Annotated in this window: 26 protein-coding genes; 16 read left to right on the forward strand and 10 right to left on the reverse strand. The window is 63.9% G+C overall.

Annotated features, from left to right (window positions below):
- Positions 1-465: 465 nt before the first annotated feature.
- Positions 466-621 (reverse strand): 50S ribosomal protein L33, encoded by a 156-nt coding sequence (gene rpmG / locus B3M58_RS07995; RefSeq protein ID WP_007894709.1) that lies wholly within the window; start codon positions 619-621, stop codon positions 466-468.
- A gap of 10 nt (positions 622-631) precedes the next feature.
- Positions 632-868 carry a 50S ribosomal protein L28 gene (gene rpmB / locus B3M58_RS08000; RefSeq protein ID WP_069516515.1) on the reverse strand — a complete coding sequence of 79 codons (237 nt, stop codon included), beginning with the start codon at positions 866-868 and terminating at the stop codon, positions 632-634.
- A gap of 453 nt (positions 869-1,321) precedes the next feature.
- On the opposite strand from rpmB, the gene B3M58_RS08005 reads away from it, so the two are divergent.
- On the forward strand, positions 1,322-2,911 hold the full coding sequence (locus B3M58_RS08005) for an ABC transporter substrate-binding protein (RefSeq protein ID WP_296218159.1): 1,590 nt from the start codon (positions 1,322-1,324) through the stop codon (positions 2,909-2,911).
- Between the two features lie 101 nt (positions 2,912-3,012).
- On the opposite strand, the gene radC is transcribed toward B3M58_RS08005, so the two are convergent.
- On the reverse strand, positions 3,013-3,687 hold the full coding sequence (gene radC, locus B3M58_RS08010) for a RadC family protein (protein WP_296218161.1): 675 nt from the start codon (positions 3,685-3,687) through the stop codon (positions 3,013-3,015).
- 139 nt (positions 3,688-3,826) lie between these two features.
- Between radC and coaBC the strand changes: the two genes are divergently transcribed.
- The 5 genes from coaBC (at position 3,827) to B3M58_RS08035 (ending at position 9,656) form a co-directional block, all read left to right on the forward strand.
- Positions 3,827-5,035 carry a bifunctional phosphopantothenoylcysteine decarboxylase/phosphopantothenate--cysteine ligase CoaBC gene (gene coaBC / locus B3M58_RS08015; RefSeq protein WP_296218163.1) on the forward strand — a complete coding sequence of 403 codons (1,209 nt, stop codon included), beginning with the start codon at positions 3,827-3,829 and terminating at the stop codon, positions 5,033-5,035.
- 30 nt (positions 5,036-5,065) lie between these two features.
- Positions 5,066-5,521: a dUTP diphosphatase gene (gene dut / locus B3M58_RS08020; RefSeq protein ID WP_296218165.1), complete on the forward strand. Its 456-nt coding sequence runs from the start codon at positions 5,066-5,068 to the stop codon at positions 5,519-5,521.
- 1,240 nt (positions 5,522-6,761) lie between these two features.
- A complete protein-coding gene (algC, locus tag B3M58_RS08025; protein WP_296218255.1) occupies positions 6,762-8,156 on the forward strand; it encodes a phosphomannomutase/phosphoglucomutase in 1,395 nt (464 codons plus the stop codon).
- 27 nt (positions 8,157-8,183) lie between these two features.
- Complete coding sequence (argB, locus tag B3M58_RS08030; RefSeq protein WP_296218166.1) at positions 8,184-9,089, forward strand: acetylglutamate kinase; 906 nt, start codon at positions 8,184-8,186, stop codon at positions 9,087-9,089.
- Positions 9,090-9,209: 120 nt separating this feature from the next.
- Positions 9,210-9,656 (forward strand): acyl-CoA thioesterase, encoded by a 447-nt coding sequence (locus tag B3M58_RS08035; RefSeq protein ID WP_296218168.1) that lies wholly within the window; start codon positions 9,210-9,212, stop codon positions 9,654-9,656.
- A gap of 3 nt (positions 9,657-9,659) precedes the next feature.
- On the opposite strand, the gene B3M58_RS08040 is transcribed toward B3M58_RS08035, so the two are convergent.
- Positions 9,660-10,253: a DUF4124 domain-containing protein gene (locus tag B3M58_RS08040; RefSeq protein WP_296218170.1), complete on the reverse strand. Its 594-nt coding sequence runs from the start codon at positions 10,251-10,253 to the stop codon at positions 9,660-9,662.
- Between the two features lie 27 nt (positions 10,254-10,280).
- Positions 10,281-10,922 carry an orotate phosphoribosyltransferase gene (gene pyrE, locus B3M58_RS08045; RefSeq protein WP_296218172.1) on the reverse strand — a complete coding sequence of 214 codons (642 nt, stop codon included), beginning with the start codon at positions 10,920-10,922 and terminating at the stop codon, positions 10,281-10,283.
- A gap of 92 nt (positions 10,923-11,014) precedes the next feature.
- Between pyrE and B3M58_RS08050 the strand changes: the two genes are divergently transcribed.
- Positions 11,015-11,794 (forward strand): exodeoxyribonuclease III, encoded by a 780-nt coding sequence (locus B3M58_RS08050; protein WP_296218174.1) that lies wholly within the window; start codon positions 11,015-11,017, stop codon positions 11,792-11,794.
- Positions 11,795-11,849: 55 nt separating this feature from the next.
- Here B3M58_RS08050 and B3M58_RS08055 read toward each other — a convergent pair whose 3' ends face one another.
- Together B3M58_RS08055 and rph are read right to left on the reverse strand one after the other, a co-directional pair.
- Positions 11,850-12,221 (reverse strand): DUF4870 domain-containing protein, encoded by a 372-nt coding sequence (locus tag B3M58_RS08055; RefSeq protein WP_296218176.1) that lies wholly within the window; start codon positions 12,219-12,221, stop codon positions 11,850-11,852.
- 25 nt (positions 12,222-12,246) lie between these two features.
- On the reverse strand, positions 12,247-12,969 hold the full coding sequence (gene rph, locus B3M58_RS08060) for a ribonuclease PH (RefSeq protein ID WP_296218177.1): 723 nt from the start codon (positions 12,967-12,969) through the stop codon (positions 12,247-12,249).
- A 253-nt stretch (positions 12,970-13,222) separates the two neighbouring features.
- Here rph and B3M58_RS08065 point away from each other — a divergent pair, with 253 nt between their 5' ends.
- The 6 genes from B3M58_RS08065 to B3M58_RS08090 all read left to right on the forward strand — a co-directional run bounded on the left by B3M58_RS08065 (position 13,223) and on the right by B3M58_RS08090 (position 18,662).
- Entirely contained in the window at positions 13,223-14,086 is an 864-nt protein-coding gene (locus B3M58_RS08065; RefSeq protein ID WP_296218178.1) for a YicC/YloC family endoribonuclease, read from the forward strand.
- Between the two features lie 105 nt (positions 14,087-14,191).
- On the forward strand, positions 14,192-14,812 hold the full coding sequence (gene gmk / locus B3M58_RS08070) for a guanylate kinase (protein WP_296218179.1): 621 nt from the start codon (positions 14,192-14,194) through the stop codon (positions 14,810-14,812).
- Positions 14,813-14,961: 149 nt separating this feature from the next.
- Complete coding sequence (gene rpoZ, locus B3M58_RS08075) at positions 14,962-15,225, forward strand: DNA-directed RNA polymerase subunit omega (RefSeq protein ID WP_296218181.1); 264 nt, start codon at positions 14,962-14,964, stop codon at positions 15,223-15,225.
- A gap of 60 nt (positions 15,226-15,285) precedes the next feature.
- Entirely contained in the window at positions 15,286-17,394 is a 2,109-nt protein-coding gene (spoT, locus tag B3M58_RS08080) for a bifunctional GTP diphosphokinase/guanosine-3',5'-bis pyrophosphate 3'-pyrophosphohydrolase (protein WP_296218182.1), read from the forward strand.
- Positions 17,395-17,493: 99 nt separating this feature from the next.
- Positions 17,494-17,874 (forward strand): RidA family protein, encoded by a 381-nt coding sequence (locus B3M58_RS08085; protein WP_296218184.1) that lies wholly within the window; start codon positions 17,494-17,496, stop codon positions 17,872-17,874.
- Between the two features lie 53 nt (positions 17,875-17,927).
- Positions 17,928-18,662: a hypothetical protein gene (locus B3M58_RS08090; protein WP_296218185.1), complete on the forward strand. Its 735-nt coding sequence runs from the start codon at positions 17,928-17,930 to the stop codon at positions 18,660-18,662.
- Positions 18,663-18,836: 174 nt separating this feature from the next.
- Here B3M58_RS08090 and B3M58_RS08095 read toward each other — a convergent pair whose 3' ends face one another.
- Positions 18,837-19,709: an SDR family oxidoreductase gene (locus B3M58_RS08095; RefSeq protein ID WP_296218186.1), complete on the reverse strand. Its 873-nt coding sequence runs from the start codon at positions 19,707-19,709 to the stop codon at positions 18,837-18,839.
- Positions 19,710-19,804: 95 nt separating this feature from the next.
- On the opposite strand from B3M58_RS08095, the gene B3M58_RS08100 reads away from it, so the two are divergent.
- The 3 genes from B3M58_RS08100 (at position 19,805) to B3M58_RS08110 (ending at position 24,317) form a co-directional block, all read left to right on the forward strand.
- Positions 19,805-20,731 (forward strand): hydrogen peroxide-inducible genes activator, encoded by a 927-nt coding sequence (locus B3M58_RS08100; RefSeq protein ID WP_296218189.1) that lies wholly within the window; start codon positions 19,805-19,807, stop codon positions 20,729-20,731.
- 9 nt (positions 20,732-20,740) lie between these two features.
- Positions 20,741-22,816 (forward strand): ATP-dependent DNA helicase RecG, encoded by a 2,076-nt coding sequence (gene recG / locus B3M58_RS08105; protein WP_296218191.1) that lies wholly within the window; start codon positions 20,741-20,743, stop codon positions 22,814-22,816.
- A 94-nt stretch (positions 22,817-22,910) separates the two neighbouring features.
- Positions 22,911-24,317 carry an aminoacyl-tRNA deacylase and HDOD domain-containing protein gene (locus tag B3M58_RS08110; protein ID WP_296218193.1) on the forward strand — a complete coding sequence of 469 codons (1,407 nt, stop codon included), beginning with the start codon at positions 22,911-22,913 and terminating at the stop codon, positions 24,315-24,317.
- A 208-nt stretch (positions 24,318-24,525) separates the two neighbouring features.
- Here B3M58_RS08110 and B3M58_RS08115 read toward each other — a convergent pair whose 3' ends face one another.
- On the reverse strand, positions 24,526-25,272 hold the full coding sequence (locus tag B3M58_RS08115) for a hypothetical protein (RefSeq protein WP_296218194.1): 747 nt from the start codon (positions 25,270-25,272) through the stop codon (positions 24,526-24,528).
- Positions 25,273-25,351: 79 nt separating this feature from the next.
- Positions 25,352-25,744 carry a helicase gene (locus B3M58_RS08120; RefSeq protein ID WP_296218195.1) on the reverse strand — a complete coding sequence of 131 codons (393 nt, stop codon included), beginning with the start codon at positions 25,742-25,744 and terminating at the stop codon, positions 25,352-25,354.
- Between the last annotated feature and the right edge of the window lie 13 nt (positions 25,745-25,757).

Consider the following 25,757-nt stretch of genomic DNA (forward strand, 5'->3'; position numbering starts at 1 on the left):
CGCTCCCACAAAAGCGCGGCTTCTCCTGCGACACGTCACTGGGACAGAGCCTTTTTTATGGCTATGCACCCGTTAACTGCGTGTACACAGATTCGCTAGGGTGGGTTACGCGGCGCACCCATTGCGCCGTCGCTTGCCAGCCCACCTCAGCGCCACTAACCCACCCTACGCATTACCGCGCGCCAGGCATCGCCTAGCCGGCGCCACGCTTCAACAGTTAACGGGTACAGCGTGATGTCCCAGTTACCCGTTGGCGCATTGAGCGTTAGTCGCAACCAGCCGCTTGCGGCTGAATGCCTGCCCGATGCGGCCGATGGCCGGCGAACGAGCCGTGCGCGCCGTGCTGTGAACGGCCTGTCGCTTAGCGAACGTGTTGCCGCAGCCCAATAGCCCAGCGGCAGCACTAAATCGCAGGCAAGAAAAAGCCCGCCAGAAGCGGGCTTTTTCGGCAAGGTGCCAGATCAATTACTTGATCTTGCCTTCCTTGTAGATCACGTGCTTACGCACAACCGGATCGAATTTTTTAATTTCGATTTTGTCCGGAGTGGTGCGCTTGTTCTTGTCGGTAGTGTAGAAATGACCAGTACCGGCACTCGAGATCAAACGGATCAATTCACGCATGACTTTCTCCTTAAACCTTTTCGCCGCGAGCGCGCAGCTCGGACAACACAACGTCAATACCACGCTTGTCGATGCAGCGCATGCCTTTGGCAGAAACGCGCAGACGCACGAAGCGCTTCTCGGATTCGACCCAGAAGCGATGATGCTGCAGGTTCGGCAGGAAACGACGACGGGTTTTGTTGTTTGCGTGGGAAATGTTATTCCCGGTTACCGGACCCTTACCGGTAACTTGACAGACTCTCGACATGCCTCAGCCCTCTAAAACCACATGCCCAACCCGGCATGGGTTGGCCGCTTAAACTCAATGTCATTGGCGCTCAGCGCCGCGTTTCTCGAGGGTCTTACCGGCCACACCTGAAAGCGCAAGAACCGGGCCCCTACAAAAGAGCGCTGCTTTATACCAGAAAGCCCCCCGCGCAACAAGGCAAACCGCACTATTAGTCAGCAACCGGCAGCGCCTGAATGCAGTGCCAAGGCCCGCCATACGGGCGGCACTCGCAATCGACCGCTCGTCGCCAAGGTGCAGTGTTCTGCCGCAGCCGTGATTGCCTAGGCCGGTTGCCGCCGCATCACGAACCACGCCGGAGCCTGACGAGAGTTTGCGCAACAACGTGGCTTGCGCTGAAACGACAACAACCCCTAGGGTAACGCTCTTGTCGGCGCGCCCCTGGATGCGCGCTGCATTGTTGAGGAATTTGCCATGCGTCTCGCCGCCCTTGCGCTGCTATTTGCCCCCCTGCTGAGCCCGTTACTGGCCCAGGCGGCCACGCTCAGCGTGTGCACCGAGGCCAGCCCGGATGGCTTCGACGTGGTGCAGTACAACTCGCTGACCACCACCAACGCCTCGGCCGATGTACTGATGAACCGCCTGGTGGAGTTCGATGCGGCCAGCGGCAAGCTGCTGCCGAGCCTGGCACAGAGCTGGGAGATCGCCGAAGACGGTCTGAGTTACAGCTTTACCCTGCGCCAGGGTGTCGACTTCCACAGCACCGATTACTTCACCCCGAGCCGCCCGCTCACTACCGACGATGTGCTGTTCAGCTTCCAGCGCATGCTCGACCCTGCGCACCCCTGGCATAAGGTCGCGCCAAGCGGCTATCCGCATGCACAGTCGATGCAGCTGCCCAGCCTGATCCAGCACATCGACAAACTCGACGAGCACCGCCTGCGCTTCACCCTCAACCGTCCCGACGCGACGTTTCTCGCCACCCTGAGCATGGGCTTCGCCTCCATTTACTCGGCCGAATACGCCGCGCAACTGCTCGCGGCCGGCACCCCGGAGCAGCTCAACAAGCAGCCGATCGGCACCGGGCCGTTCGTCTTCAAGCGCTTCCAGAAAGACGCCATGGTGCGCTACAGCGCCAACCCGACGTATTTCGCCGGCACGCCGGCAGTGGATGACCTGCTGTTCGCCATCACCCCAGACGCCAACGTGCGCTTGCAGAAACTCCGCCGTGGCGAATGCCATATCGCGCTGTCGCCCAAACCACTGGACGTACAGGCCATCAGCGCCGATGACCAACTCAAGAGCGTGCACACCGCCGCCTTTATGACCGCCTTCGTCGGCCTCAACAGCCAGCACCCGCCACTGGACAACCCCCTGGTACGCCAAGCGATCAACCTGGCGTTCGACAAGGCCAGCTACCTGAAAGCGGTGTTCGACAACAGCGCCGAAGCGGCCAACGGCCCTTACCCGCCCACTACTTGGAGCTACGCCACGGAATTGCCGGGCTACGCCCACGACCCGCAGAAAGCCCGCACCCTGCTCGCCGAGGCAGGCCTGGCCGATGGTTTCCGGACCACCATCTGGACGCGGCCCTCCGGCAGCCTGCTCAACCCCAACCCAAGCCTGGGCGCCCAGTTACTCCAGGCAGACCTGGCCGCGATTGGCATTCAAGCTGAAATTCGCGTGATCGAATGGGGCGAGCTGATTCGCCGTGCCAAGGCCGGCGAGCATGACCTGCTGTTTATGGGCTGGGCCGGCGACAACGGCGATCCGGACAACTTCCTCACCCCGCAATTTGCCTGCGCCTCGCTGGAGTCCGGGCTGAACTTCGCCCGCTACTGCGACCCAACGCTGGACAAGCTGATCGCCGCGGGCAAGACCACCAGCGACCAGGCACAACGCAGCCAGCTCTACAGGGCAGCGCAGAAAATCATCCACGAGCAGGCGCTGTGGCTGCCACTGGCGCACCCCACCGCTTACGCCCTGACGCGTAAAGAGGTCGAGGGTTATCAGGTCAGCCCGTTCGGCCGCCAGGACTTTGCCAAGGTGCGCTTGAATCCCTGACCCGGCGTCAAACCGTAGGTTGGGGTCGGGCCGCGCAGGCTGAGGAGCGAAGCGACGACGCCCAACGCGCGCTGGATCAAAAGCGTCACCGCCAGCCCAAGCTACAACCAGCCGTACTCGGCCATCGACAGCGGCTCGCCGTCGCCAACGATAAAGTGATCGAGTACCCGCACATCGACCAGCTCCAGGGCCTCTTTCAGGCGCCGGGTCAGTACCCGGTCCGCCTGGCTCGGCTCGGCCACGCCGGAGGGATGGTTATGGGTCAGGATCAACGCCGCCGCATTATGCGCCAGGGCGCGCTTGACCACCTGACGCGGGTAGACGCTGGCGCTGTCGATGGAGCCATGGAACAGCGCCTCGAACGCCAGCACGCGGTGTTTGGCATCGAGAAACAGGCAACCGAACACCTCATGCGGCTCATGCCGCAGCAAGGCTTTCAGGTAATCGCGCACCGCCTGCGGGCTTTCCAACGCCGAATCGCGGCGCAGTTGCTCGGCCAAATGCCGCCGGGCCATTTCCAGCACGGCCTGCAACTGGGCGAACTTCGCCGGGCCCAGGCCTAGCCGCTCGCAGAAGGACGGCAAGTCCGCCTGCATCAGCGCGCGCAAGCTGCCAAAGTCGCCTAGCAGATGGCGCGCCAAATCCACCGCGCTTTGCCCGGCCACACCGGTACGCAGGAAAATCGCCAGCAGTTCGGCGTCGGTCAGGGTAGCGGCCCCTTGGGCCAGTAGTTTTTCCCGCGGACGTTCCGCCGCGGGCCAATCGCGAATGCTCATAGCACCTCCGTGTCGAGCCAGGCAGGCCGCTGCTCCCATGCGGCGGCTGTGCTATCGTAGCCCAGTTTTTTGCGCGGCGACGGGCCTGGGGAGGCGTCACCGCCGTGGCGCACATCCACCTTAATAAAAAGGCAGGCCTATGCAGCGGCTGTATCGGAAACGCATCGTTCTCGGCGTAGGTGGCGGCATTGCCGCCTATAAGAGTGCAGAACTGGTTCGCCGCTTGCGCGATCAGGGTGCGGAGGTCCACGTGGTGATGACCAAGGGCGGCCGAGAATTCATCACCCCGCTGACCCTGCAAGCGCTGTCCGGCAACCCGGTGCACCTGGATTTGCTCGACCCTGCCGCCGAAGCCGCCATGGGCCATATCGAGCTGGCGCGCTGGGCCGATCTGGTGCTGATCGCGCCGGCCACCGCCGACCTGATGGCGCGCCTGGCCCAGGGCGTGGCCGACGACCTGCTGACCACCCTGGTGCTGGCCACCGACGCCCCCGTCGCCCTGGCGCCGGCGATGAACCAGGCCATGTGGCGCGACCCGGCCACCCAGGCCAACGCGCAATTGCTCGCCGAGCGCGGCCTGCGTCTGTTCGGCCCGGCCGCCGGCAGCCAGGCCTGCGGCGATGTCGGCCTGGGCCGTATGCTCGAAGCCGACGAGCTGGCGCAATGCGCCGCCGACTGTTTCGAGCACCGCGCGCTGACCGGCAAGCACGTGCTGATTACCGCCGGGCCGACCCAGGAAAACATCGACCCGGTGCGCTACATCACCAACCACAGCTCCGGCAAGATGGGCTTCGCCCTGGCCGAAGCGGCCGCCGAAGCCGGCGCCAAGGTCACCCTGATCAGCGGCCCGGTGCACCTGCCCACGCCCGAGCGGGTCACGCGCATCAACGTCACCAGCGCCCGCGACATGCTCGCCGCCTGTGAAGCGTCGATGCCCTGCGACCTGCTGATCGCCGCTGCTGCGGTCGCCGATTACCGCCCGGAAGTGGTCGCCCAGCACAAGTTGAAGAAAGACCCGAGCAGCGGCGACGGCCTGCTCCTGCAAATGGTGCGCAACCCGGATATTCTCGCCACCCTCGCCGGGCGCGCCGACCGGCCCTTCAGCGTCGGCTTCGCCGCCGAAACCGAGAACCTGCTGGAGTACGCCTCGCGCAAGCTCAAGGACAAGAACCTCGACCTGATCGTCGCCAACGACGTGGCCAATCCGAGCATCGGCTTCAACAGCGAAGAGAACGCCATCACCATCATCGACCGCGAATTGCAGCAGAACAGCTTCGCGCAGACCAGCAAGGGCAAGATCGCCCGCCAGCTGGTGGCCTTTATCGCCGACCGTTTGCATCGCGCCTGAGGCGCTCACCCTCCGACTACAGAGCCTGACATGCACGCTTTACAAGCCAAGATCCTCGACCCGCGCCTGGGCACTGAATTTCCCTTGCCGCAGTACGCCACGCCCGGCTCCGCCGGCCTCGACCTGCGCGCCATGCTCAAGCAAGACCTGACCCTGGAGCCGGGACAAACCGTACTGATTCCTACCGGCCTGTCGATCTACATCGGCGATCCGGGCCTGGCGGCGCTGATCCTGCCACGCTCGGGCCTGGGCCATAAACACGGCATCGTCCTCGGCAACCTGGTCGGCCTGATCGACTCGGATTATCAGGGCGAGCTGATGGTCTCCTGCTGGAACCGCGGGCAGAACGCCTTCACCATCGCCATTGGCGAGCGCATCGCCCAGCTGATTCTGGTGCCGGTGGTGCAGGCGCATTTCGAGCTGGTCGAGCAATTCGACGAGAGTCAACGCGGTGCGGGCGGCTTCGGACACTCCGGCAGCCACTGATTGCCCTTAACCATTCCAGGAAGAATTGCCGAGGAGACGTTCGATGAAACTCTTCAAGCGCAGCGCCACGGATGTCGTGCCCAGCGAGCCAAACAAGCACGCCCCACAGGGCGCGGCAAGCACTGACAAACTGACCGCCAACGCCCTGCTGCCTGGGCTGCTGGCGGCTGCGGCGGGCCTTGGCCTGGCCGTCGCACTGCTCTGGTTCGGCGCTTTCAACAGCGCGCAGCAGCAACACCGGCAGCAACTCACCCAGGCCTGGGGTGGCGGGCAAGCCGCCGCCCTGCAACAAGCCTTGCGGCAACTGGCAGCCGACACCCACGCCGCCGGACGCAACCCGCAACTGCTGGAAGCCCTGCAAAGCCAGGACATCAGCCAAGTGCGCGCCGCGGAGCGCAACCTCAGCTACTGGGATGGCGTGGTCGACGCTCACCTCAACGCCCGCGGCCAAGCGGTTCAGGACATGGGCCGTACTGCGCCGATGAATTTTGCCGCCCTGGACATGCTGCGCCGTGTGGAAAACGGCCAAACGCCCGCCGTCGAAGCCTATAAGGTCGGCCAGCGCTGGTTGGTCTACAGCGCCGCTGCGCTGCGCCTGAGCGATGACCAACCGCTGCAAGGCACCTTGCTGCTGGCCGTCGACCTCGATCGCCTGCTGGCCAGCCTGCCGCCGTTGCCGGCCGACGTCGGGCAATTGCAACTGACCCAGCAGTTCGGCAATGCCGCGGCCCAGGTTCTGGCGCAACGCGGCCAGGCACAAGGCAACGCGCATAGCTTCGACAGCGGCAACCCGAACTGGAAACTCAACTTTATCCCCGGCCCGGCACTCGACCAGGCCAGCGCCTCGCCGCTGCTGCTCGGATTGGCTGCGCTACTGGCACTGGGCGGTGCCCTGCTCGGTCTGGCTCTGGTGCACAGCGGCCTGCAACGCCGCCTGCACAAGGATGTACTGCAACTTGGCCAACTGGTTAAAGAACTCTCGGCCGGTAAAGCCGTCAAAGCCTTCAGCCTCAGTCTACCGGCGCTCGACAGCCTGGCGCAGACCCTGGCCCGCCTGCCGCGCCGCGCCGCTGAAACCGTAGCCACGGGCAACCGCAGCGATACCCCCGACCCGGCCAACAGCGGCGCCGCCCACAAACCGGCCGACCTGAGCGACCCACTGTTTCAAGACACCGATATCCTCGATATCGACATTCTCGATGAAGACCAGGACCTCCTGGGATTGGAGCAAACACCCGTTATGAATACCCCGCACCGCGCCCCCCAACTGCCTGCCGATATCTTCCGCGCCTACGACATCCGTGGCGTGGTCGGCAGCAGCCTGACCGCCGAAACCGCTTACTGGGTCGGCCGTGCGGTTGGTTCCGAAAGCTTGGCGCAGGGTGAGCCGAACGTCGCCGTCGGCCGTGACGGCCGCCTGTCCGGCCCGGAGCTGGTGCAACAACTGATTCAGGGCCTGCTCGATTGTGGCTGCAACGTCAGCGACGTCGGCATGGTGCCGACCCCGGTGGTCTATTACGCCGGGCACATTCTCAGCGGCAAGTCCGCGGTGATGCTCACTGGCAGCCACAACCCGCCGGATTACAACGGCTTCAAGATCGTCATCGCAGGCGACACCCTGGCCAACGAGCAGATCCAGGCGCTGAAAACCCGCATCGACAACAACGACCTGGCCAGCGGCGTCGGCAGCGTCGAACAGGTCGACGTGCTGGAGCGCTATTTCCAGCAGATCCGTGACGACATCGCCCTGGCCAAGCCCATGCGCGTGGTGGTCGACTGCGGCAACGGCGCCGCCGGGGTGATTGCCCCCCAACTGATCGAAGCACTCGGCTGCACGGTGATTCCACTGTTCTGCGACGTCGACGGCAACTTCCCCAACCACCACCCGGACCCGGGTAAACCGGAAAACCTGGTCGACCTGATTGCCAAGGTCAAATCGGAAAAGGCCGACCTCGGCCTGGCCTTCGACGGCGACGGCGACCGCGTCGGCGTAGTGACCAACACCGGCACCATCGTCTTCCCCGACCGCCTGCTGATGCTGTTCGCCAAGGACGTGGTGTCGCGCAACCCTGGGGCCGACATCATCTTCGACGTCAAATGCACACGCCGCCTGACCCCGCTGATCAGCGGCTACGGCGGTCGTCCAGTGATGTGGAAAACCGGCCACTCGCTGATCAAGAAGAAAATGAAGGAAACCGGTGCCCTGCTGGCCGGCGAAATGAGCGGGCACATCTTCTTCAAGGAACGCTGGTTCGGCTTCGACGACGGCATCTACAGCGCCGCCCGCCTGCTGGAAATCCTCAGCCAGGACAAGCGCGACGCCGAGCACGTGTTCTCCGCCTTCCCCAGCGATATTTCCACGCCGGAGATCAATATCCAGGTCACCGAGCAAAGCAAGTTCAGCATCATCGAGCGCCTGCAAAGCGACGGCGTGTGGGGCGACGGCAACATCACCACCCTGGACGGCGTACGCGTCGATTACCCCAAGGGCTGGGGCCTGGTACGCGCCTCCAACACCACCCCGGTGCTGGTACTGCGCTTCGAGGCCGAAAGCGAAGCGGAGCTTGAACGCATCAAGGAAGTGTTCCGCGCGCAGCTGTACAGCGCCGCGCCCGACATCACCCTACCGTTTTGATTGACCGAATTAGCCCTGGAGCCCCGCATGACCCTCGAACGTGATGCCGCCACCAACGTCGCCAAAGTCCTCTCCGAGGCGCTGCCGTACATTCGCCGCTTCGTCGGCAAGACCCTGGTGATCAAATACGGCGGCAACGCCATGGAAAGCGACGAGCTGAAAACCGGCTTCGCCCGCGACATCGTGCTGATGAAAGCCGTCGGCATCAACCCGGTGGTGGTGCACGGCGGCGGCCCGCAGATCGGCGACCTGCTCAAGCGCCTGAGCATCGAAAGCCACTTCATCGACGGCATGCGCGTCACCGACGCGCAGACCATGGACGTGGTGGAAATGGTCCTCGGCGGCCAGGTCAACAAGGACATCGTCAACCTGATCAACCGCCACGGCGGCAGCGCCATCGGCCTGACCGGCAAGGACGCCGAGCTGATCCGCGCGAAGAAGCTCACCGTGACCCGCCAGACCCCGGAGATGACCCAGCCGGAAATCATCGACATCGGCCACGTCGGCGAAGTCACCGGGGTCAACACCGACCTGCTGAACATGCTGGTCAAGGGCGACTTCATCCCGGTGATCGCACCGATTGGCGTTGGCCCGAACGGTGAGTCCTACAACATCAACGCCGACCTGGTCGCCGGCAAGGTCGCCGAAGCGCTGAAAGCCGAAAAGCTGATGCTGCTGACCAATATCGCCGGCCTGATGGACAAGCAGGGCCAGGTGCTCACCGGCCTGACCACCGAGCAGGTCGACGACCTGATCGCCGACGGCACCATTTACGGCGGCATGTTGCCGAAGATCCGCTGCGCCCTGGAAGCGGTGCAAGGCGGGGTGATCAGCGCGCACATCATCGACGGCCGCGTGCCGAACGCCGTGCTGCTGGAGATCTTCACCGACAGCGGCGTCGGCACCCTGATCTGCAACCGCAAGCGTCACTGAGCAGCACCCTGAATCAGCCCGGGCAATCGGGCTGATTCGCCACTTGAATAAGCCCCACTGTCACTTGCCCTTCCGCGCGCTCGCGTCGAAGCTCTAGACACTCATCACCGGGGCTTTGTCATGACCACCCGCCTTTCCCGCGACGCCTTCACCTTCTTCCACCCGCTGCGGGTGCGCTGGGCTGAGGTCGACCCGCAGAATATCGTGTTCAACGGCCATTACCTGACCTACGCCGATGTCGCCATCACCGAGTATTTCCGCGCCCTGGGCGTGGTCTATCCGGGCGATCTGAGCCGTGAAGGCGGCGACTTTTTCGCGATCAAAAGCGTACTGGAATACCTGGCCCCGGCACACTTCGACGACCAGTTGCAGATTGGCGTGCGGGTTGCGCGGCTAGGCCGCTCAAGCCTGAGTTTTAATCTGGGAATCTGGCGCGCGGACGAGGCGCTGACCCAAGGCGAGTTGATCTACGTGCATGCCGACAGCGCCAGCCGGCGCAGCCGCGCACTGCCTGAATGGTTACGCGAGAAGGTACGCGGCTACGAACGCTACGCCGCGCAGGAATGATGCCTAGCGACGCCGTTCGAGCAGCTCGCTGAGCCGCGTGCGATCGGCCAGGAAACTGGCGTCGGCATGTTTGCGCGCGTCCTGGTAACGGCTGATATCCTTTTGCAGGCGCTGCTGCTCGTCTTTCTGGTTGTCGATCTGCGCCAGCAGGTGTTCGGGCACCGTACGGCCGGCGCGCTCGTGGTCGGCGGCCTGGCTCTGCAAATTGGCCTGCTGGGTACGCGCCGACTGCAAATTGCCACGCGCCACACTGATCAAGCCATCCAGCTCGGCCAGCTTGCGTCCGCGCGCACGGTCGACATCTTCCGGCACGCTGTAAAGGCGCAGCAGTTGCGCATCGGAGCTGGCGCGGGCTTTATCGGCGAGCAACCGCTGCATCTCCTCGGCGCTCGGCGCCGGCGGAATCACCTTGATCACCCGGCCTTGCTCGTTGAGCACCTCGTACCCCTTGGCGATGAACTCCGGCGGCACGCCCTGACGACTGAGCACGGTGACACCTTTGTTATCGGTATAGCGATACAGCTCGGTGGCACCCGCCACAACCGGCAGCAGTAAGCCGAGCAACAGCGAACAGCAGAGCGAAGCCGGTTTACGCATCAAGGCGGCACCTTATTTTTAGAGGGATTAGATTCCGTACTCGGCGCGATACGCTTGCACCGCGGGCAAATACTGCTTGAGTTCGGCATCGCCCGCCAGGTATTCCAGCACCTGCTCGAGTGACACAATGCTCACCACCGGCATACCGAAGTCCCGCTCGACCTCCTGAATCGCCGACAACTCGCCCTGGCCGCGCTCCTGGCGGTTCAGCGCGATCAGCACGCCGGCGGCTTGCGCGCCTTGCGCCTGGATGATCTGCATGACTTCGCGAATCGCCGTGCCGGCGGTAATCACGTCATCAATGATCAGCACCTGGCCGGCCAGCGGCGCGCCGACCAGGGTGCCGCCCTCGCCATGGTCCTTGGCTTCCTTGCGGTTAAAGCACCAGGGCACATCGCGCTGATGGTGCTCGGCCAGGGCCACAGCGGTGGTCGCTGCCAGGGGAATGCCTTTATAAGCCGGGCCAAACAGCACATCGAAGGTAATCCCGCTGTCGACCACCGCCGCCGCATAGAAGCGCCCCAATTGGGCCAGCGCCAAACCACTGTTGAATAACCCGGCATTGAAGAAATACGGGCTGGTACGCCCGGACTTGAGGGTGAACTGGCCGAAGCGCAGAACGCCGCGCTCAATGGCAAAACGAATGAATTCGCGCTGGTACGCTTGCATGAAAAGTCCCGGACGGCACGGATTTGGCTAGGAATTTAGCTAATAGAGACGAGCTCGGGTATCATACACGCACGTGTTTTTGGGGGCCATTTATGCGGATCATCAGTGTGAACGTGAATGGTATTCATGCGGCAGTCGAGCGCGGTTTGCTCAGTTGGCTGCAAGCACAGAATGCCGACGTCATCTGCCTGCAGGACACCCGCGCCTCCGCCTTTGAACTGGACGACCAAGCCCTCCAACTGGATGGCTATTTCCTCTATGCCTGCGATGCAGAAGTACCAAGCCAAGGTGGCGTGGCGCTGTATTCGCGGTTGCAACCCAAGGCGGTAATCAGCGGCCTCGGCTTTGAAATGGCCGATCGCTATGGGCGCTACCTGCAGGCCGATTTCGACAAAGTAAGTATCGCCACAATGCTCATGCCATCCGGGCTGGGCGGCGATGAGAGCTTGAACCAGAAGTTCAAGTTCATGGACGACTTCACCCATTATTTGGACAAGCAGCGCCGCAAGCGCCGCGAGTACATCTATTGCGGCTCGTTCTACGTGGCGCACCAGAAGCTCGACGTGAAGAATTGGCGCGACTGCCAGCAATCCACGGGGTTCCTCGCACCGGAGCGCGCTTGGCTGGATGAAGTGATCGGCACCATGGGCTACGTCGACGCGCTGCGCGAAGTCAGCCGCGAAGGCGAGCAGTTCAGCTGGTGGCCGGACAGCGAGCAGGCGGAAATGCTCAACCTGGGCTATCGCTTCGACTACCAATTGCTCACGCCGGGCATGCGTCGCAGCGTGCGTACCGCGCGCTTGCCGCGCCAGCCGCGCTTCTCCCAGCATGCGCCGCTGATCGTCGACTACGACTGGATTCTCAGCGTGTAGCACCCGCAGCAGACACAAAAAAGCCGGCGCAAGCCGGCTTTTTTGTGTGCGCCGGTTACTTCACCAGGCGCCAGCAGAACGGGTAACGGTACGCGCGGCCTTCGTTGGCCTTGATCCCGGCGATGATGGTCAGAACGATGGCGCCGATGGCCACCAGGCTGGCCAGCAAAAAACCGACCACCACCAACATCAGCAGCACGCTGACCATAAAGGCGATGGCCACGCTGATCTGGAAGTTCAGCGCCTCCTTGCCTTGCGCGTCGACAAACGGATCCGAATCTTTCTTGATCTGCCAGACAATCAACGGCCCGATCAAATTGCCGAAGGGAAACACGAAGCCGAGAAACGCGGCGAAGTGACAGAACATCGCCCACTGCCGAGCCTCTTGGCTGGGCACGGGCAGCGGAGTTTGCGGGTTCTCGTCCATCGTCACGCTCCTTGGGTCAGGCGTTTCAGTCGGCCAGGGCCGCTTGCTGCAGCTCGAACAGCTCAGTCATGCCTTTCTGCGCCAACGCCAGCATGGCGTTCAACTCGGCCGGCTGGAATGGTGCACCTTCAGCGGTGCCCTGCACCTCGATGAAACCACCGCTGCTGGTCATCACCACATTCAGATCGGTCTCGGCGGCGGAGTCTTCCAAGTAGTCCAGATCGAGCACCGGCTCACCCTGGTACATGCCCACCGATACCGCGGCGATCATCTGTTTGAGCGGGTCGCCACCTTTCAGGCCGCCGCGCTTCTTGATCACTTTCAGCGCATCGACCAGCGCCACCATGGCCCCGGTGATCGACGCGGTACGGGTGCCGCCGTCGGCCTGGATCACGTCACAATCGACGTACAGGGTGTTCTCGCCCAGCTTGGACATGTCCAGCGCCGCACGCAGCGAACGACCGATCAGCCGCTGGATTTCCAGGGTCCGCCCGCCTTGCTTGCCACGGCTGGCTTCGCGCTGGTTACGCTCACCGGTGGCGCGCGGCAGCATGCCGTATTCGGCGGTCAACCAACCCTGGCCCTGACCCTTGAGGAATCGCGGTACGCCGGACTCGACGCTGACCGTGCAGATCACCTTGGTGTCGCCGAATTCCACCAATACCGAGCCCTCGGCGTGCTTGGTGTAGTTGCGGGTGATGCGAATCGAGCGCAACTGATCGGCGGCGCGGCCACTGGGACGTTTCATCAAGGAATACCTACTCTGGAATAAAATCTGCCCGGCATTATAGGGCGCACACGACGGCGACGACATGCCGAATTGGGAGCGACCGACGCACTGCGCTACAATCGCGCGCCTTTAACCCATGAAAGTTGCGCCGCGCCGCCCTCCTGGCAGCCGCCTCCCACAGGGTAAGCGTGGCGCGTAACGACCGTGCAGTGCCAACTTTCATGCTTCTGCGTGCCCTGCGCCCGCTCTGACTTTCCGAGAGGTTCGCCCCATGATCCACAGCATGACGGCTTTCGCCCGCGCCGAGCAGGCTGGCGCCAATGGCACCCTGAGCTGGGAGCTGCGCTCGGTCAATCACCGCTACCTGGAGCCGCACCTGCGCCTGCCGGAAGCCTTCCGCGACCTCGAAGGCGCGGTGCGCGAAGCGTTGCGTCAGGGCCTGTCGCGCGGCAAGGTCGAATGCACCCTGCGCTTCGCCGAAGACACTACCGGCAAGCCGCTGCAGGTGGATCGCGAGCGCGCCGCGCAGTTGGTCGCGGCTGCACAAAGCGTGGCCGACCTGATCAAACAGCCGGCACCGCTCAACCCATTGGAAGTGCTGGGCTGGCCGGGCGTGCTGGTCGCCGATGCCGCCGACCCGCAGGCACTCAACCAGACGGCGCTGGCGCTGTTCAAACAAGCCCTGAACGAGCTGAAGAACGGCCGCTCGCGCGAAGGCGGCGAACTGGCCAAGCTGCTCAACGAACGGCTCGACAGCATCGTCGAAGAGGTCGCCGCCCTGCGTGAGCTGGTGCCGCAGATGCTCGCCAGCCAGCGCCAGAAGCTCCTCGATCGCTGCGCCGAAATGCAAGCCGAACTCGATCCGCAGCGCCTGGAACAGGAGCTGGTGATGCTCGCGCAGAAAAGCGATGTGGCCGAAGAACTGGATCGCCTGAGCACGCATGTCAGCGAAGTGCGCCGCGTACTCAAGAGCGGTGGCGCGGCGGGCCGGCGTCTGGATTTCCTCATGCAGGAACTCAACCGCGAGGCCAACACCCTGGGTTCCAAGGCCTTCGATACGCGCAGCACCAATGCCGCGGTGAACCTCAAGGTGCTGATCGAGCAGATGCGCGAACAGGTACAAAACATCGAGTAAGAACGTTTGCGCTAGGCTATGCCGCTACCCAGTAGGGAACGAGTGCGGCCCTAGCGCTACGTTTTTAAGACTTTAAGCAAGAAAAGACCGTCTCGGGAAACGCTTATGACCCTCACCACCGGCACCCTCTACATCATTTCCGCACCATCAGGCGCCGGCAAAACCAGCCTGGTCAAAGCGCTGATCGACAGCGAAGCGCTGATCCGCGTCTCGGTATCGCACACCACCCGCGCGATGCGCCCGGGGGAAACCGACGGGGTGAACTACCACTTCGCCAGCCGCGAGCAGTTCCACGCCATGCTCGACAATAACGAGTTCCTCGAGCATGCCGAGGTGTTCGGCAACCTCTACGGCACCTCGCAGCGCTGGGTGGAGCAGACCCTGGCCGACGGCTACGACCTGATTCTGGAAATCGACTGGCAAGGTGCGCAGCAGGTGCGCCGCCTGATGCCGCAGTCCAAATCGATTTTCATCCTGCCGCCGACCCAGGAAGCGCTGCGTCATCGCCTGACCAATCGCGGCCAGGACAGCGGCGAAATCATCGAGCGGCGCATGCGCGAAGCCGTCAGCGAGATGAGTCATTACGTCGAATACGATTACCTGGTGATCAACGATGACTTCGCCCACGCCCTGAGCGACCTCAAGGCGATCTTCCGCGCCAACCAACTGCTGCAGAGTTCGCAACAGCAGCGCCACGCCGGCCTGCTCAGCGAGCTGTTGGCGTAGCGTAGGCTGAGGGGTCCCAAAGCGCACAGCGCGGCGATCATGGGCCTCACGAAATCAGCGCTTCCATTATCGCTGGTGATTTTTTAGACTATTCAGTCCGCTCGCCCATTCGGGCCCAGCTTTATTGTGCATTTGCTACGAGGAACACCATGGCCCGCGTTACCGTCGAAGATTGCCTGGACAACGTTGATAACCGCTTCGAGCTGGTCATGCTCGCCACCAAGCGTTCGCGTCAACTCGCCACCGGCGGCAAAGAGCCGAAGGTCGCTTGGGAAAATGACAAACCGACCGTAGTCGCCCTGCGCGAGATCGCTGCCGGTCTGGTCAACTATGACGTCATCGCGCAAGACGAGATCGTCGAAGAAGAACCACTGTTTGCCGCATTCGAGGAAGAGGCTAACGAGCCTCTGTAAGCCTATGCCTGGTCGACGTCGCACGGCGCAGGGTCACCCAGCTCGGTATGGAGTTCAACCATGCCGAGCATAGACGCCCTCGCCGATCGACTTTCGTCCTACCTCGGCCACGACCAAGTCAACTTGGTTCGCCGTGCTTATTTCTACGCCGAACAAGCCCACGACGGCCAACGCCGCCGCAGCGGCGAAGCCTACGTCACCCATCCGCTCGCGGTGGCGAATATCCTGGCTGACATGCACATGGACCATCAGAGCCTGATGGCGGCCATGCTGCATGACGTGATCGAAGACACCGGTATCGCCAAGGAAGCCCTGCATGCGCAGTTCGGCGAATCCGTGGCCGAGCTGGTCGATGGCGTCAGCAAGCTGACCCAGATGAACTTCGAGACCAAGGCCGAGGCGCAGGCCGAGAACTTCCAGAAGATGGCCATGGCTATGGCCCGCGACATCCGCGTGATCCTGGTCAAGTTGGCCGACCGCCTGCACAACATGCGCACCCTGGAAGTATTGTCCGGTGAGAAACGCCGACGCATCGCCAAGGAAACCCTGGAGATCTACGCCCCGATCGCCAACCGCCTGGGCATGCACAGCATGCGCGTGGAGTTCGAGGACCTGGGGTTCAAGGCGATGCACCCGATGCGCTCCGAGCGTATCCGCGCCGCCGTGCGCCGCGCGCGCGGCAACCGCAAGGAAATCGTCAACAAGATCGAAGAATCGCTGACCCACTGCCTGAGCCGCGAAGGCCTGGAAGGCGAAGTGCTGGGCCGCGAGAAACACCTCTACGGCATCTACCAGAAGATGCGCGGCAAGCGCCGGGCGTTCAACGAAATCATGGACGTCTACGCCTTCCGCATCATCGTCGACAAGGTCGACACCTGCTACCGCGTGCTCGGCGCCGTGCACAACCTGTACAAACCCTTGCCCGGGCGCTTCAAGGATTACATCGCAATCCCCAAGGCCAACGGCTACCAGTCGCTGCACACCACGCTATTCGGCATGCACGGCGTACCCATCGAGATCCAGATCCGCACCCGCGAAATGGAAGAGATGGCCAACAACGGTATCGCCGCGCACTGGCTGTACAAGTCCAACGAAGAAGACCAGCCCAAAGGCACCCACGCCCGCGCCCGCCAGTGGGTCAAGGGCGTGCTGGAAATGCAGCAACGCGCCGGCAATTCGCTGGAATTCATCGAAAGCGTGAAGATCGACCTGTTCCCCGACGAGGTCTACGTGTTCACGCCCAAAGGTCGCATCATGGAGCTGCCGAAAGGCTCCACGGCGGTCGACTTCGCCTATGCGGTGCATACCGATGTCGGCAACACCTGCATCGCCTGCCGCATCAATCGCCGCCTGGCGCCGCTGTCGCAGGCCCTGGAAAGCGGCTCGACGGTGGAAATCGTCAGCGCTCCGGGCGCGCGGCCGAATCCGGCCTGGCTGAACTTCGTGGTCACCGGCAAGGCGCGCACGCACATTCGCCACGCGCTCAAGCTGCAACGTCGCTCTGAGTCGATCAGCCTCGGCGAGCGCCTGCTGAACAAGGTGCTGGCCGGCTTCAACAGCCACATCGAAAAACTGCTGCCGGAGCGCGTGCACGCCGTGCTCGCCGAATACCGCCTGGAATTCATCGAGGACCTGCTCGAAGACATCGGCCTGGGCAATCGCATGGCCTACGTGGTGGCGCGCCGCCTGCTGGCCCGCGACGGCGAGGAGTTGCCGAGCAGCGAAGGCCCGTTGGCGATTCGCGGTACCGAAGGCCTGGTGCTGAGCTACGCGAAATGCTGTACGCCGATTCCCGGCGACCCGATTGTCGGCCATTTATCCGCCGGCAAAGGCATGGTGGTGCACCTGGAAAGCTGCCGGAACATCGGCGAAATTCGGCATAACCCGGAAAAATGCATCCAACTGTCCTGGGCCAAGGACGTGGCCGGCGAGTTCAATGTCGAACTGCGTGTCGAGCTGGAGCACCAGCGCGGCCTGATCGCCCTGTTGGCCGGCAGCGTGAATGCCGCCGACGGCAATATCGAGAAGATCAGCATGGACGAGCGCGACGGCCGCATCAGCGTGGTCCAGCTGGTGGTCAGCGTGCACGACCGCGTGCACCTGGCACGGGTGATCAAGAAGCTGCGTGCGCTGACTGGGGTCATCCGCATCACCCGCGTTCGCGCCTGACAACCGGCCAGTTGGCCCACTTATCTGGCCCAGCGCGCCCTTGCAATCCGCTGTCGGGCTGAAGCCCACCCTACAACCCTCGCAACGTCAGGAGTTCCCATGAGCAAGAGCGTAATCACCAGCGATAAAGCCCCAGCCGCCATCGGCACCTACTCCCAGGCGATCAAGGCCGGCAACACCGTGTACATGTCCGGGCAAATCCCCCTGGACCCGCAAACCATGGAGCTGGTGGAAGGCTTCGAAGCGCAGACGGTACAGGTCTTCGAGAACCTCAAGGCGGTGGCCGAAGCCGCTGGCGGCTCGTTCAAGGATATCGTCAAGCTGAACATCTTCCTCACCGATCTGTCGCACTTCGCCAAGGTCAACGAAGTCATGGGCCGTTATTTCCAGCAGCCTTACCCAGCCCGCGCCGCCATCGGCGTGGCCGCGCTGCCGCGTGGTTCGCAGGTGGAAATGGACGCCATTCTGGTTCTCGAGTAAGCCTGCTGGCGGGGCATCTGCCCCGCCATCTGCATTCGCGCAAGGAATCGCCCATGCACCCAGTCTTCGTTGTGCTACTCAGTGCCTGGCTACTGGGTGGCTGTACCAGCAGCCCCAGCGACCCCAGCGGCATCTGGATCAATCAAGCGGCGATCGATGCGGCAACCGAGGGCGGCAACCTGCGTGAAGCCCTGCTCGCCTATGGGCCCAACCTGGAATGGCAGATCGACAGCCAGCGCCGGCTCGCCAGCGTCAGCAATGGCTTTGAATTGGGCGAGGGGCAACTGCAGGGAACGGATGCCGGACACTTTCGGGTCGACTTCTACGGCGACTATCAGGAATACCTGGACCTCGAGGCCGCCGAACTGGTGCAGGTCGCCAGTGCCAATTGGCCTGAACAACGCTTTGTCCAGCCAACCGAGGCGGTCGCCGCCGGAGCCCCGCCAGGCAGCAGTTTCGAACAAGCGCTCTACCGCGCGTACCTGGGCGGCACCTGGACGATCCTCCAGGGCGTCGGCGAAGGTGGCCTGGTGCGCTTCAAGCCCGATGGCCAGCTCCAAGGTCTACCCGGCGCCGAGCGTTACGCGCTGTGCCTGGCCGGCGACTGCGCGGCCATGGGCGGCGAGTCCGACAGCCTCTGGCTGCAACTCGGCGAGCAGGGCAACGTCTGGCTATTCGAGCGCGACGGCGAGCAGTTGCGCATCTTCGCGGCGCGAAATACCGCGCAGGTCGACGAAATGCCCAACTACCGCAAAGGCCCACAACGCTGGTTGCTGGAGCGCGACTAGCAGGTCGTTGCAAAAAGCGCCGTACCAATTACCTGCTGCATGAGACGTCACGCATTTGTGCGCGCAGTCTCGACCGCGAGTGGTTCCGGCAACGCGCCGCACTGGCGCAAAGGGCTCGCGGTTAAAGCCGCTTGAGGCGCTGGAGCGCAGCCGGCGAGTTCGGCGGCGGCCAGATCAGCCGTCGCCAGGTGGGTCACGCTGCAAGATCGCCGCATACCCCTCGCGGTAGCTCGGGTACTGCGGCGCCCAACCCAACGCGCGGGCGCGGGCGTTGCTGCAGCGCTTGCTGCCGGCGCGGCGCACGGTCGACTGCTCGGCCCAGTGATGGACACCCAATTGCTCACGCAACCAGGCCACCACCTCATGCAATGGCGCGGGGGCGTCATCGACACCGATATAACAGCTTTCCAGCGCCTGACCGCGGGCATCGGCCTGCAACAGGAACGCCAGCAGCCCGGCAGCATCGTCGACATGGATGCGGTTGCCGTATAACGGCGGCTCGGTTGCCACGCGATAGCCCTGGCGCACCTGGTTGAGCAGCCACTGCCGCCCCGGTCCGTATATCCCGGTCAGGCGCACCACGCTGGTTGGCAGACCACTGGCCAATGCCAACTGCTCGGCCTCCAGCATGACCCGCCCGGAATAGCCCTCGGCCTCGGCCAGCGAACGCTCGTCGACCCACTCGCCCTGCTGCTGGCCATACACGCCGCTGCTGGAGACGAACAGCACGCGTTTGGGTACTTGGCCGTGCAGCGCCAGCCAGGCCAGCACATGGCGCAGGCCGTCAACATAAGCGGCTCGGTAACCGGCTTCGTCGTGCTCGGTGGCCGCCGCGCAATACACCACATAATCCAGCTCGCCACGTGGCCAAGCGGCGGGACACGCCTCGCGCTGCAAGTCGCCCGCAACCGGCGCAATCGCCGCCGGCAGGGCTTCCACCGAGCGGCGCAGGCCATATACCGCCCACCCCGCCGCGCTCAGGCGCAACCCCAGGCGGGTGCCGACATCACCGCAACCGGCAATCAACAGACTCGCTGAACCCGACATACATGCCTCCACAAATTCGCAGGCAAGCAGTGTAGCCCGGTTGGTTCGTTGCAATGCAAAGGCTATGCTTAGCGGCAACTTAATGGATAAACACTATGACCCTGACCGAACTGCGCTACATCGTCACCCTCGCCCAGGAGCAACACTTCGGCCGTGCCGCGGAGCGCTGCCATGTCAGCCAGCCGACCTTGTCGGTGGGCGTGAAGAAGCTCGAGGACGAGCTGGGTGTGCTGATCTTCGAGCGCAGTAAAAGCGCGGTGCGCCTGACCCCGGTTGGCGAAGGCATCGTGACCCAGGCGCAAAAGGTCCTCGAGCAGGCCCAAGGCATCCGCGAGCTGGCCCAGGCCGGCAAGAATCAGCTGACCGCACCGCTGAAGATCGGCGCCATCTACACCGTCGGGCCGTACCTGTTCCCGCACCTGATTCCGCAGTTGCACCGCGTCGCCAACCAGATGCCGTTGTACATCGAGGAAAACTTCACCCACGTGCTGCGCGACAAGCTGCGCACCGGCGAGCTGGACGCGATCATCATCGCCCTGCCGTTCCAGGAAGCCGATGTGCTGACCCTGCCGCTGTACGACGAACCCTTCTACGCCCTGCTGCCGTTTGGCCACCCATGGGCGGCGATGGAAACCATCGACACCAAGCTGCTCAACGACAAGAGCCTGCTGCTGCTCGGCGAGGGCCATTGCTTCCGCGACCAGGTGCTGGAAGCCTGCCCAACCCTGCGCAAGGGCGGCGAAGAGCACGCCAAACACACCACGGTCGAGTCCAGCTCGCTGGAAACCATCCGCCACATGGTCGCCTCGGGGCTTGGCGTGTCGATCCTGCCGTTCTCTGCGGTGGACAGCCACCACTACGCCCCCGGCGTGATCGAAGTACGCCCGCTCAGCGCACCGGTGCCGTTCCGCACCGTGGCCATCGCCTGGCGCGCCAGCTTCCCACGGCCGAAAGCCATCGAAATCCTGGCCGACTCGATCCGCCTGTGTTCGGTGGCCCGCCCGCAAGCGCAAAACAGCTAAGGCCAGGGCATGAGCGAACTGGCAGCGATTTCCGTTACCGCGCTGAAAGGCGTCGGCGCCGCCCTGGCCGAAAAACTCGCCAAGGTCGGCCTGGAAACCCTGCAGGACCTATTGTTCCACCTGCCGCTGCGCTACCAGGACCGCACCCGCATCGTGCCGATCGGCGCGCTGCGCCCCGGTCAGGATGCGGTGGTCGAGGGCATCGTCGCCGGCGCCGACGTAGTCATGGGCCGCCGACGCAGCCTGCTGGTGCGCCTGCAAGATGGCAGCGGCACGCTCAGCCTGCGCTTCTACCACTTCAGCCAGGCGCAGAAGGAAGGCCTCAAACGCGGCACCCAGGTGCGCTGCTATGGCGAAGTGCGGCCGGGCTCCTCGGGGCTGGAGATCTACCATCCGGAATACCGCGCGCTGTCGGGCAGCGAGCCGATTGCCGTGGAACAGACCCTGACGCCGATCTACCCGACCACCGAAGGCCTGACCCAGCAACGCCTGCGCCAGCTCAGTGAACAGGCCCTGGCGCGCCTCGGCCCGCACAGCCTGCCGGACTGGCTACCCAGTGAGTTGGCCCGCGACTACCAGCTCAGCCCGCTGGATCAGGCGATTCGCTATTTGCATCGGCCGCCGCCGGACGCCGACCTGGAAGAACTCGCCGAAGGCCGCCACTGGGCGCAGCATCGCCTGGCATTCGAAGAATTGCTGACCCATCAGCTGTCCTTGCAGCGCCTGCGCGAGAGCGTACGCGCCCAGCAGGCGCCACAGTTGCCCATCGCCACACGCCTGCCGCAACAGTTCCTGCAAGGCCTGGGCTTTCAGCCGACCGGCGCGCAACAGCGCGTGGGCGCCGAGATCGCCTACGACCTCAGCCAGGACGAACCGATGCTGCGCCTGATTCAGGGCGACGTCGGCGCCGGCAAAACCGTGGTCGCCGCCTTTGCCGCCTTGCAAGCGCTGGAGGCCGGCTATCAAGTGGCGCTGATGGCCCCGACCGAGATTCTCGCCGAGCAGCACTTCATCAATTTCAGCAAATGGCTGGCGCCGCTCGGTATCGAGGTCGCCTGGCTGGCCGGCAAACTCAAGGGCAAGGCGCGCGCCACAGCGCTGGAGCAGATCGCCGGCGGCACCCCGATGGTGGTCGGCACCCACGCCTTGTTCCAGGACGAGGTGCAATTCAAACGCCTGGCGCTGGTGATTATCGACGAACAACACCGCTTCGGCGTGCAACAACGCCTGGCGCTGCGGCAAAAAGGCGTGGGCGGACGCATGTGCCCGCATCAGTTGATCATGACCGCCACGCCGATTCCGCGGACCCTGGCGATGAGCGCCTATGCCGACCTCGACACCTCGATTCTCGACGAGCTGCCACCGGGGCGTACGCCGGTGAATACCCTGGTGATCGCCGACAGTCGCCGCCTGGAAGTGGTCGAACGGGTGCGCTCGGCGTGCAACGAAGGGCGTCAGGCGTATTGGGTGTGCACGCTGATCGAAGAGTCCGAAGAGCTCACCTGCCAGGCCGCCGAGACCACCTTCGAAGACCTGGTGGCGGCGCTCGGCGGTCTGCATGTCGGGCTGATCCACGGGCGCATGAAACCGGCGGAAAAAGCCGCGGTGATGGACCGGTTCAAGCAGGGCCAGCTGCAACTGCTGGTCGCCACCACGGTGATCGAAGTCGGCGTCGACGTGCCCAACGCCAGCCTGATGATCATCGAAAATCCCGAGCGCCTGGGCCTGGCGCAGCTGCACCAGCTGCGCGGCCGGGTCGGGCGCGGTAGCGCGGCCAGCCATTGCTTGTTGCTCTACCACCCGCCGCTGTCGCAACTCGGCCGTGAGCGCCTGGGCATCATGCGCGAGACCTGCGACGGCTTCGTCATCGCCGAGAAAGACCTGGAATTACGCGGCCCCGGAGAAATGCTCGGCACCCGCCAGACCGGCCTGCTGCAGTTCAAGGTCGCCGATCTGATGCGCGACGCCGACCTCTTGCCGGCAGTGCGCGATGCCGCGCAAGCCCTGCTGGCGCACTGGCCGCAGCATGTCAGCCCGCTGCTGGAGCGCTGGCTGCGGCACGGCCAACAATACGGGCAAGTGTGACCCAGCGCACAGGCCAATTTGTTACCTGAACCGTCGACAGCGGCCTCAGCTGTTTATACTTCGGGGACTTGCTCCCCCAAAGCCGGATTTCGTTATGACTGAAGTAGCCCTCGCCACTGACACCGCGCCGCGCCCGCCGGCCGTGATCCTGCAGCTGCTGGAGAAACTCGGCCTGGCTTATCAGGTGCGTAGCGAGCACGCCAACCTGCCCGCCGCACAACGCCTGCAAGCAGTGCTACTCGACGATGCGGTCGGCGCCCTGCTGGTGCTCTATCCGCAAAGCCAGTTGCTCGATCTCAATCGCCTGGCCGAACTGACCGGGCGCAAACTCATTGCGGTGAAACCGGAACGCCTGGAGCGCATGCTCGGCAAACATCAACTCAGCGTGCTGCCGGGCCTGCCACCGCTGACCAGCTCGCCGTGCCTGTACGACGAGCGCCTGTTGCAAGTGCCGAGTCTGTTCGTTGAATCCGGCCAGCCCGGGGTGCTTCTGGAGCTGTCCACCGAGGCCTTCAAAAGCCTGCTGAGCAAGGCCAGCGCCGCACGCTTCGGCGAGCCGCTGAGCAATATCCGCCCGAACCTCGACCGTCCCGACGATGACCGCGCCGAAATCACCCAGGCGGTGCAGGCCTTCACCGCCCGGCGTATTCAGCAGCGCCTGGAAGAAACCATCGAGATTCCGCCGCTGCCGGAAACCGCGCAGAAGATCATCAAGTTGCGCGTTGACCCGGATGCCACGGTCGACGATATCACCGGCGTGGTCGAGACCGATCCGGCACTGGCTGCTCAGGTGGTCAGTTGGGCGGCGTCGCCCTACTACGCCGCCCCCGGCAAGATCCGCTCGGTGGAAGACGCCATCGTCCGCGTGCTGGGCTTCGACCTGGTGATCAACCTGGCCCTCGGCCTGGCCCTGGGCAAAACCCTGAGCCTGCCCAAGGATCACCCACAGCACGCCACCCCCTATTGGCAACAGGCGATCTACAGCGCCGCAGTGATCGAAGGCCTGACCCGTGCCATGCCGCGCGCGCAGCGCCCGGAAGCCGGGCTGACCTACCTCGCCGGCCTGCTGCACAACTTCGGCTACCTAGTGCTGGCCCACGTCTTCCCGCCACACTTTTCGCTGATCTGCCGGCACCTGGAAGTCAACCCGCACCTGCCGCACAGCTACGTCGAGCAACACCTGCTGGGCATCAGCCGTGAGCAGATCGGCGCCTGGCTGATGCGTTACTGGGATATGCCGGAAGAGCTGGCCAGCGCGTTGCGCTTCCAGCACGACCCGGACTATGCCGGGGCCTATGCGGCCTACCCAAACCTGGTGTGCCTGGCGGTCAGCCTGCTGCGCAACCGCGGCATCGGTGCCGGACCGCAGCGCGAGATCCCACAAAGCCTGTTCGATGGCCTGGGCATCAGCCGCGAGAAAGCCGAAGACGCCGTGAGCAAAGTGCTCGCCGCCGAAGTGGCGTTGCGCGAACTGGCGGCGCAGTTCCACCCGCCGCATTAAGGCAGGACGCAACCCCGGGGCTAGCAGGCCGTTGAACGCCGTAGGCGAGGCAGCCGAGGCTAGTGTCGCGACACCATAATCTGTCGCATTCCGTGGGAGGTGCTTTAACCGCGACGCTTTCAGCGCCGCCAAGGTCAATCGCGGCTAAAGCCCCTCCCACGCAAGCCTGGCGTCGAACCGACACCTCAGGATTGACGCAACACCCGCTTTAGTTGCCCTGGCCGAGCAGTGCGCGGCGTTCAGCAAACAACTGCGGGAGTGCCTGTACGCTGCTTTCCAGCAGCAAAGCCACCGGCGCTTGCTCATACAACGCGGCGTATTCGGCGAGCTGCTCACTGGGCATTTGTCGGTAGGCGTAGAGCATGAACGACTCGACCGCCTCGGCACTGGAAAGCCGCAAGGCTTTGGCCTGGGCGGCGGTCTGGCTGCTCAGCGCGTGTTCGTCGAGGGTTTCGCCACGCGCCTTGAGTGCCAACAATGCCTGGGTCTTGCCCACCTCATAACGCAGCAACGCCGCCAGCGCAGTGGTGTGCGCCGCCGCATCCAGACGCCGCACCAGCGCCAGGCGCTCCTGCCGTGGCGGGCGCTCGGCAAGTTGCGCGCGGTACGCCGCCAAGCCATCGGCACCGCCCGCGCCGACAGCCCGCTCGGCAGCGGTGAAACGTCGCGCCAACGGGCTGTCGAGTAACTGCTGGGCCTGCTGCAACTGCGCCTGATCGAGTGTGCCGGCAAGCTGTTGAGCCAAATCCAGGCACAGGGCATCGGCGGCAAAGGCCTTGCCCAATTGCGCGTGTTGCGGGGCGCTCAGGCCGCGTTGCAGCAGCGGGGCGCTTTGCTCGCAGAGCAAACGAATGCCGGCCAGTTCGAACAGCGGGGCAAAGGCTTCGGCCTTGGGTGGCGCGGCCTGCGCCAGGCTGGCGGCGAAGAACAGCGGTAGGACGATCGAAAAACGCATAGCTGGGCTTCCCAAATAACTCCGCCCAGCCTAACCAATGAGGCGCGCGCCGGCCAGCGGCGACACCCGACAATGGGCGTCAGGCCGCTTTTTTCTCGGGGCTGTTTTTCTTCGGCATCAGGTACTTGGTCAACCCCTGGAACCACAGCACCAACGCCGGGTTGCCCTGAATCTGGATGTCCTTGTTCTGGATGCCCTGCATAAAGGCCAACTGCTTGTTCTTCGCGCTCATGGTGGCGAAGCCGTAGGCGCCGTCCTTGAAACCCAAGGCGAACGCCGGCTCGCTAGCCGGGCCACGCTTGCTGCTGATGCGCTGGTCTTTGACGATAAAATGGCGGGCGATCTTGCCATCCAGAGTGTGCAGTTGGAACACCATGTCGCGGTCGACCAGTTGCTGCTGAAAAGCGGGGTTTTCACGGCTGGCCTTGGCCATCAGGCGACCCAGCATCCACAGGAGAAAACGAAATTTCATGCGCACGGCCTCG

Source organism: Pseudomonas sp. UBA2684, from assembly GCA_002354655.1.
Taxonomy (GTDB): domain Bacteria; phylum Pseudomonadota; class Gammaproteobacteria; order Pseudomonadales; family Pseudomonadaceae; genus Aquipseudomonas.

Excerpts from the sequence above, each read along its gene's own strand:
- rpmG (WP_007894709.1), bottom strand. The coding sequence starts at position 621 with ATGCGTGAATTGATCCGTTTGATCTCGAGTGCCGGTACTGGTCATTTC.
- rpmB (WP_069516515.1), bottom strand. The coding sequence starts at position 868 with ATGTCGAGAGTCTGTCAAGTTACCGGTAAGGGTCCGGTAACCGGGAAT.
- B3M58_RS08005 (WP_296218159.1), top strand. The coding sequence starts at position 1,322 with ATGCGTCTCGCCGCCCTTGCGCTGCTATTTGCCCCCCTGCTGAGCCCG.
- radC (WP_296218161.1), bottom strand. The coding sequence starts at position 3,687 with ATGAGCATTCGCGATTGGCCCGCGGCGGAACGTCCGCGGGAAAAACTA.
- coaBC (WP_296218163.1), top strand. The coding sequence starts at position 3,827 with ATGCAGCGGCTGTATCGGAAACGCATCGTTCTCGGCGTAGGTGGCGGC.
- dut (WP_296218165.1), top strand. The coding sequence starts at position 5,066 with ATGCACGCTTTACAAGCCAAGATCCTCGACCCGCGCCTGGGCACTGAA.
- algC (WP_296218255.1), top strand. The coding sequence starts at position 6,762 with ATGAATACCCCGCACCGCGCCCCCCAACTGCCTGCCGATATCTTCCGC.
- argB (WP_296218166.1), top strand. The coding sequence starts at position 8,184 with ATGACCCTCGAACGTGATGCCGCCACCAACGTCGCCAAAGTCCTCTCC.
- B3M58_RS08035 (WP_296218168.1), top strand. The coding sequence starts at position 9,210 with ATGACCACCCGCCTTTCCCGCGACGCCTTCACCTTCTTCCACCCGCTG.
- B3M58_RS08040 (WP_296218170.1), bottom strand. The coding sequence starts at position 10,253 with ATGCGTAAACCGGCTTCGCTCTGCTGTTCGCTGTTGCTCGGCTTACTG.
- pyrE (WP_296218172.1), bottom strand. The coding sequence starts at position 10,922 with ATGCAAGCGTACCAGCGCGAATTCATTCGTTTTGCCATTGAGCGCGGC.
- B3M58_RS08050 (WP_296218174.1), top strand. The coding sequence starts at position 11,015 with ATGCGGATCATCAGTGTGAACGTGAATGGTATTCATGCGGCAGTCGAG.
- B3M58_RS08055 (WP_296218176.1), bottom strand. The coding sequence starts at position 12,221 with ATGGACGAGAACCCGCAAACTCCGCTGCCCGTGCCCAGCCAAGAGGCT.
- rph (WP_296218177.1), bottom strand. The coding sequence starts at position 12,969 with ATGAAACGTCCCAGTGGCCGCGCCGCCGATCAGTTGCGCTCGATTCGC.
- B3M58_RS08065 (WP_296218178.1), top strand. The coding sequence starts at position 13,223 with ATGATCCACAGCATGACGGCTTTCGCCCGCGCCGAGCAGGCTGGCGCC.
- gmk (WP_296218179.1), top strand. The coding sequence starts at position 14,192 with ATGACCCTCACCACCGGCACCCTCTACATCATTTCCGCACCATCAGGC.
- rpoZ (WP_296218181.1), top strand. The coding sequence starts at position 14,962 with ATGGCCCGCGTTACCGTCGAAGATTGCCTGGACAACGTTGATAACCGC.
- spoT (WP_296218182.1), top strand. The coding sequence starts at position 15,286 with ATGCCGAGCATAGACGCCCTCGCCGATCGACTTTCGTCCTACCTCGGC.
- B3M58_RS08085 (WP_296218184.1), top strand. The coding sequence starts at position 17,494 with ATGAGCAAGAGCGTAATCACCAGCGATAAAGCCCCAGCCGCCATCGGC.
- B3M58_RS08090 (WP_296218185.1), top strand. The coding sequence starts at position 17,928 with ATGCACCCAGTCTTCGTTGTGCTACTCAGTGCCTGGCTACTGGGTGGC.
- B3M58_RS08095 (WP_296218186.1), bottom strand. The coding sequence starts at position 19,709 with ATGTCGGGTTCAGCGAGTCTGTTGATTGCCGGTTGCGGTGATGTCGGC.
- B3M58_RS08100 (WP_296218189.1), top strand. The coding sequence starts at position 19,805 with ATGACCCTGACCGAACTGCGCTACATCGTCACCCTCGCCCAGGAGCAA.
- recG (WP_296218191.1), top strand. The coding sequence starts at position 20,741 with ATGAGCGAACTGGCAGCGATTTCCGTTACCGCGCTGAAAGGCGTCGGC.
- B3M58_RS08110 (WP_296218193.1), top strand. The coding sequence starts at position 22,911 with ATGACTGAAGTAGCCCTCGCCACTGACACCGCGCCGCGCCCGCCGGCC.
- B3M58_RS08115 (WP_296218194.1), bottom strand. The coding sequence starts at position 25,272 with ATGCGTTTTTCGATCGTCCTACCGCTGTTCTTCGCCGCCAGCCTGGCG.
- B3M58_RS08120 (WP_296218195.1), bottom strand. The coding sequence starts at position 25,744 with ATGAAATTTCGTTTTCTCCTGTGGATGCTGGGTCGCCTGATGGCCAAG.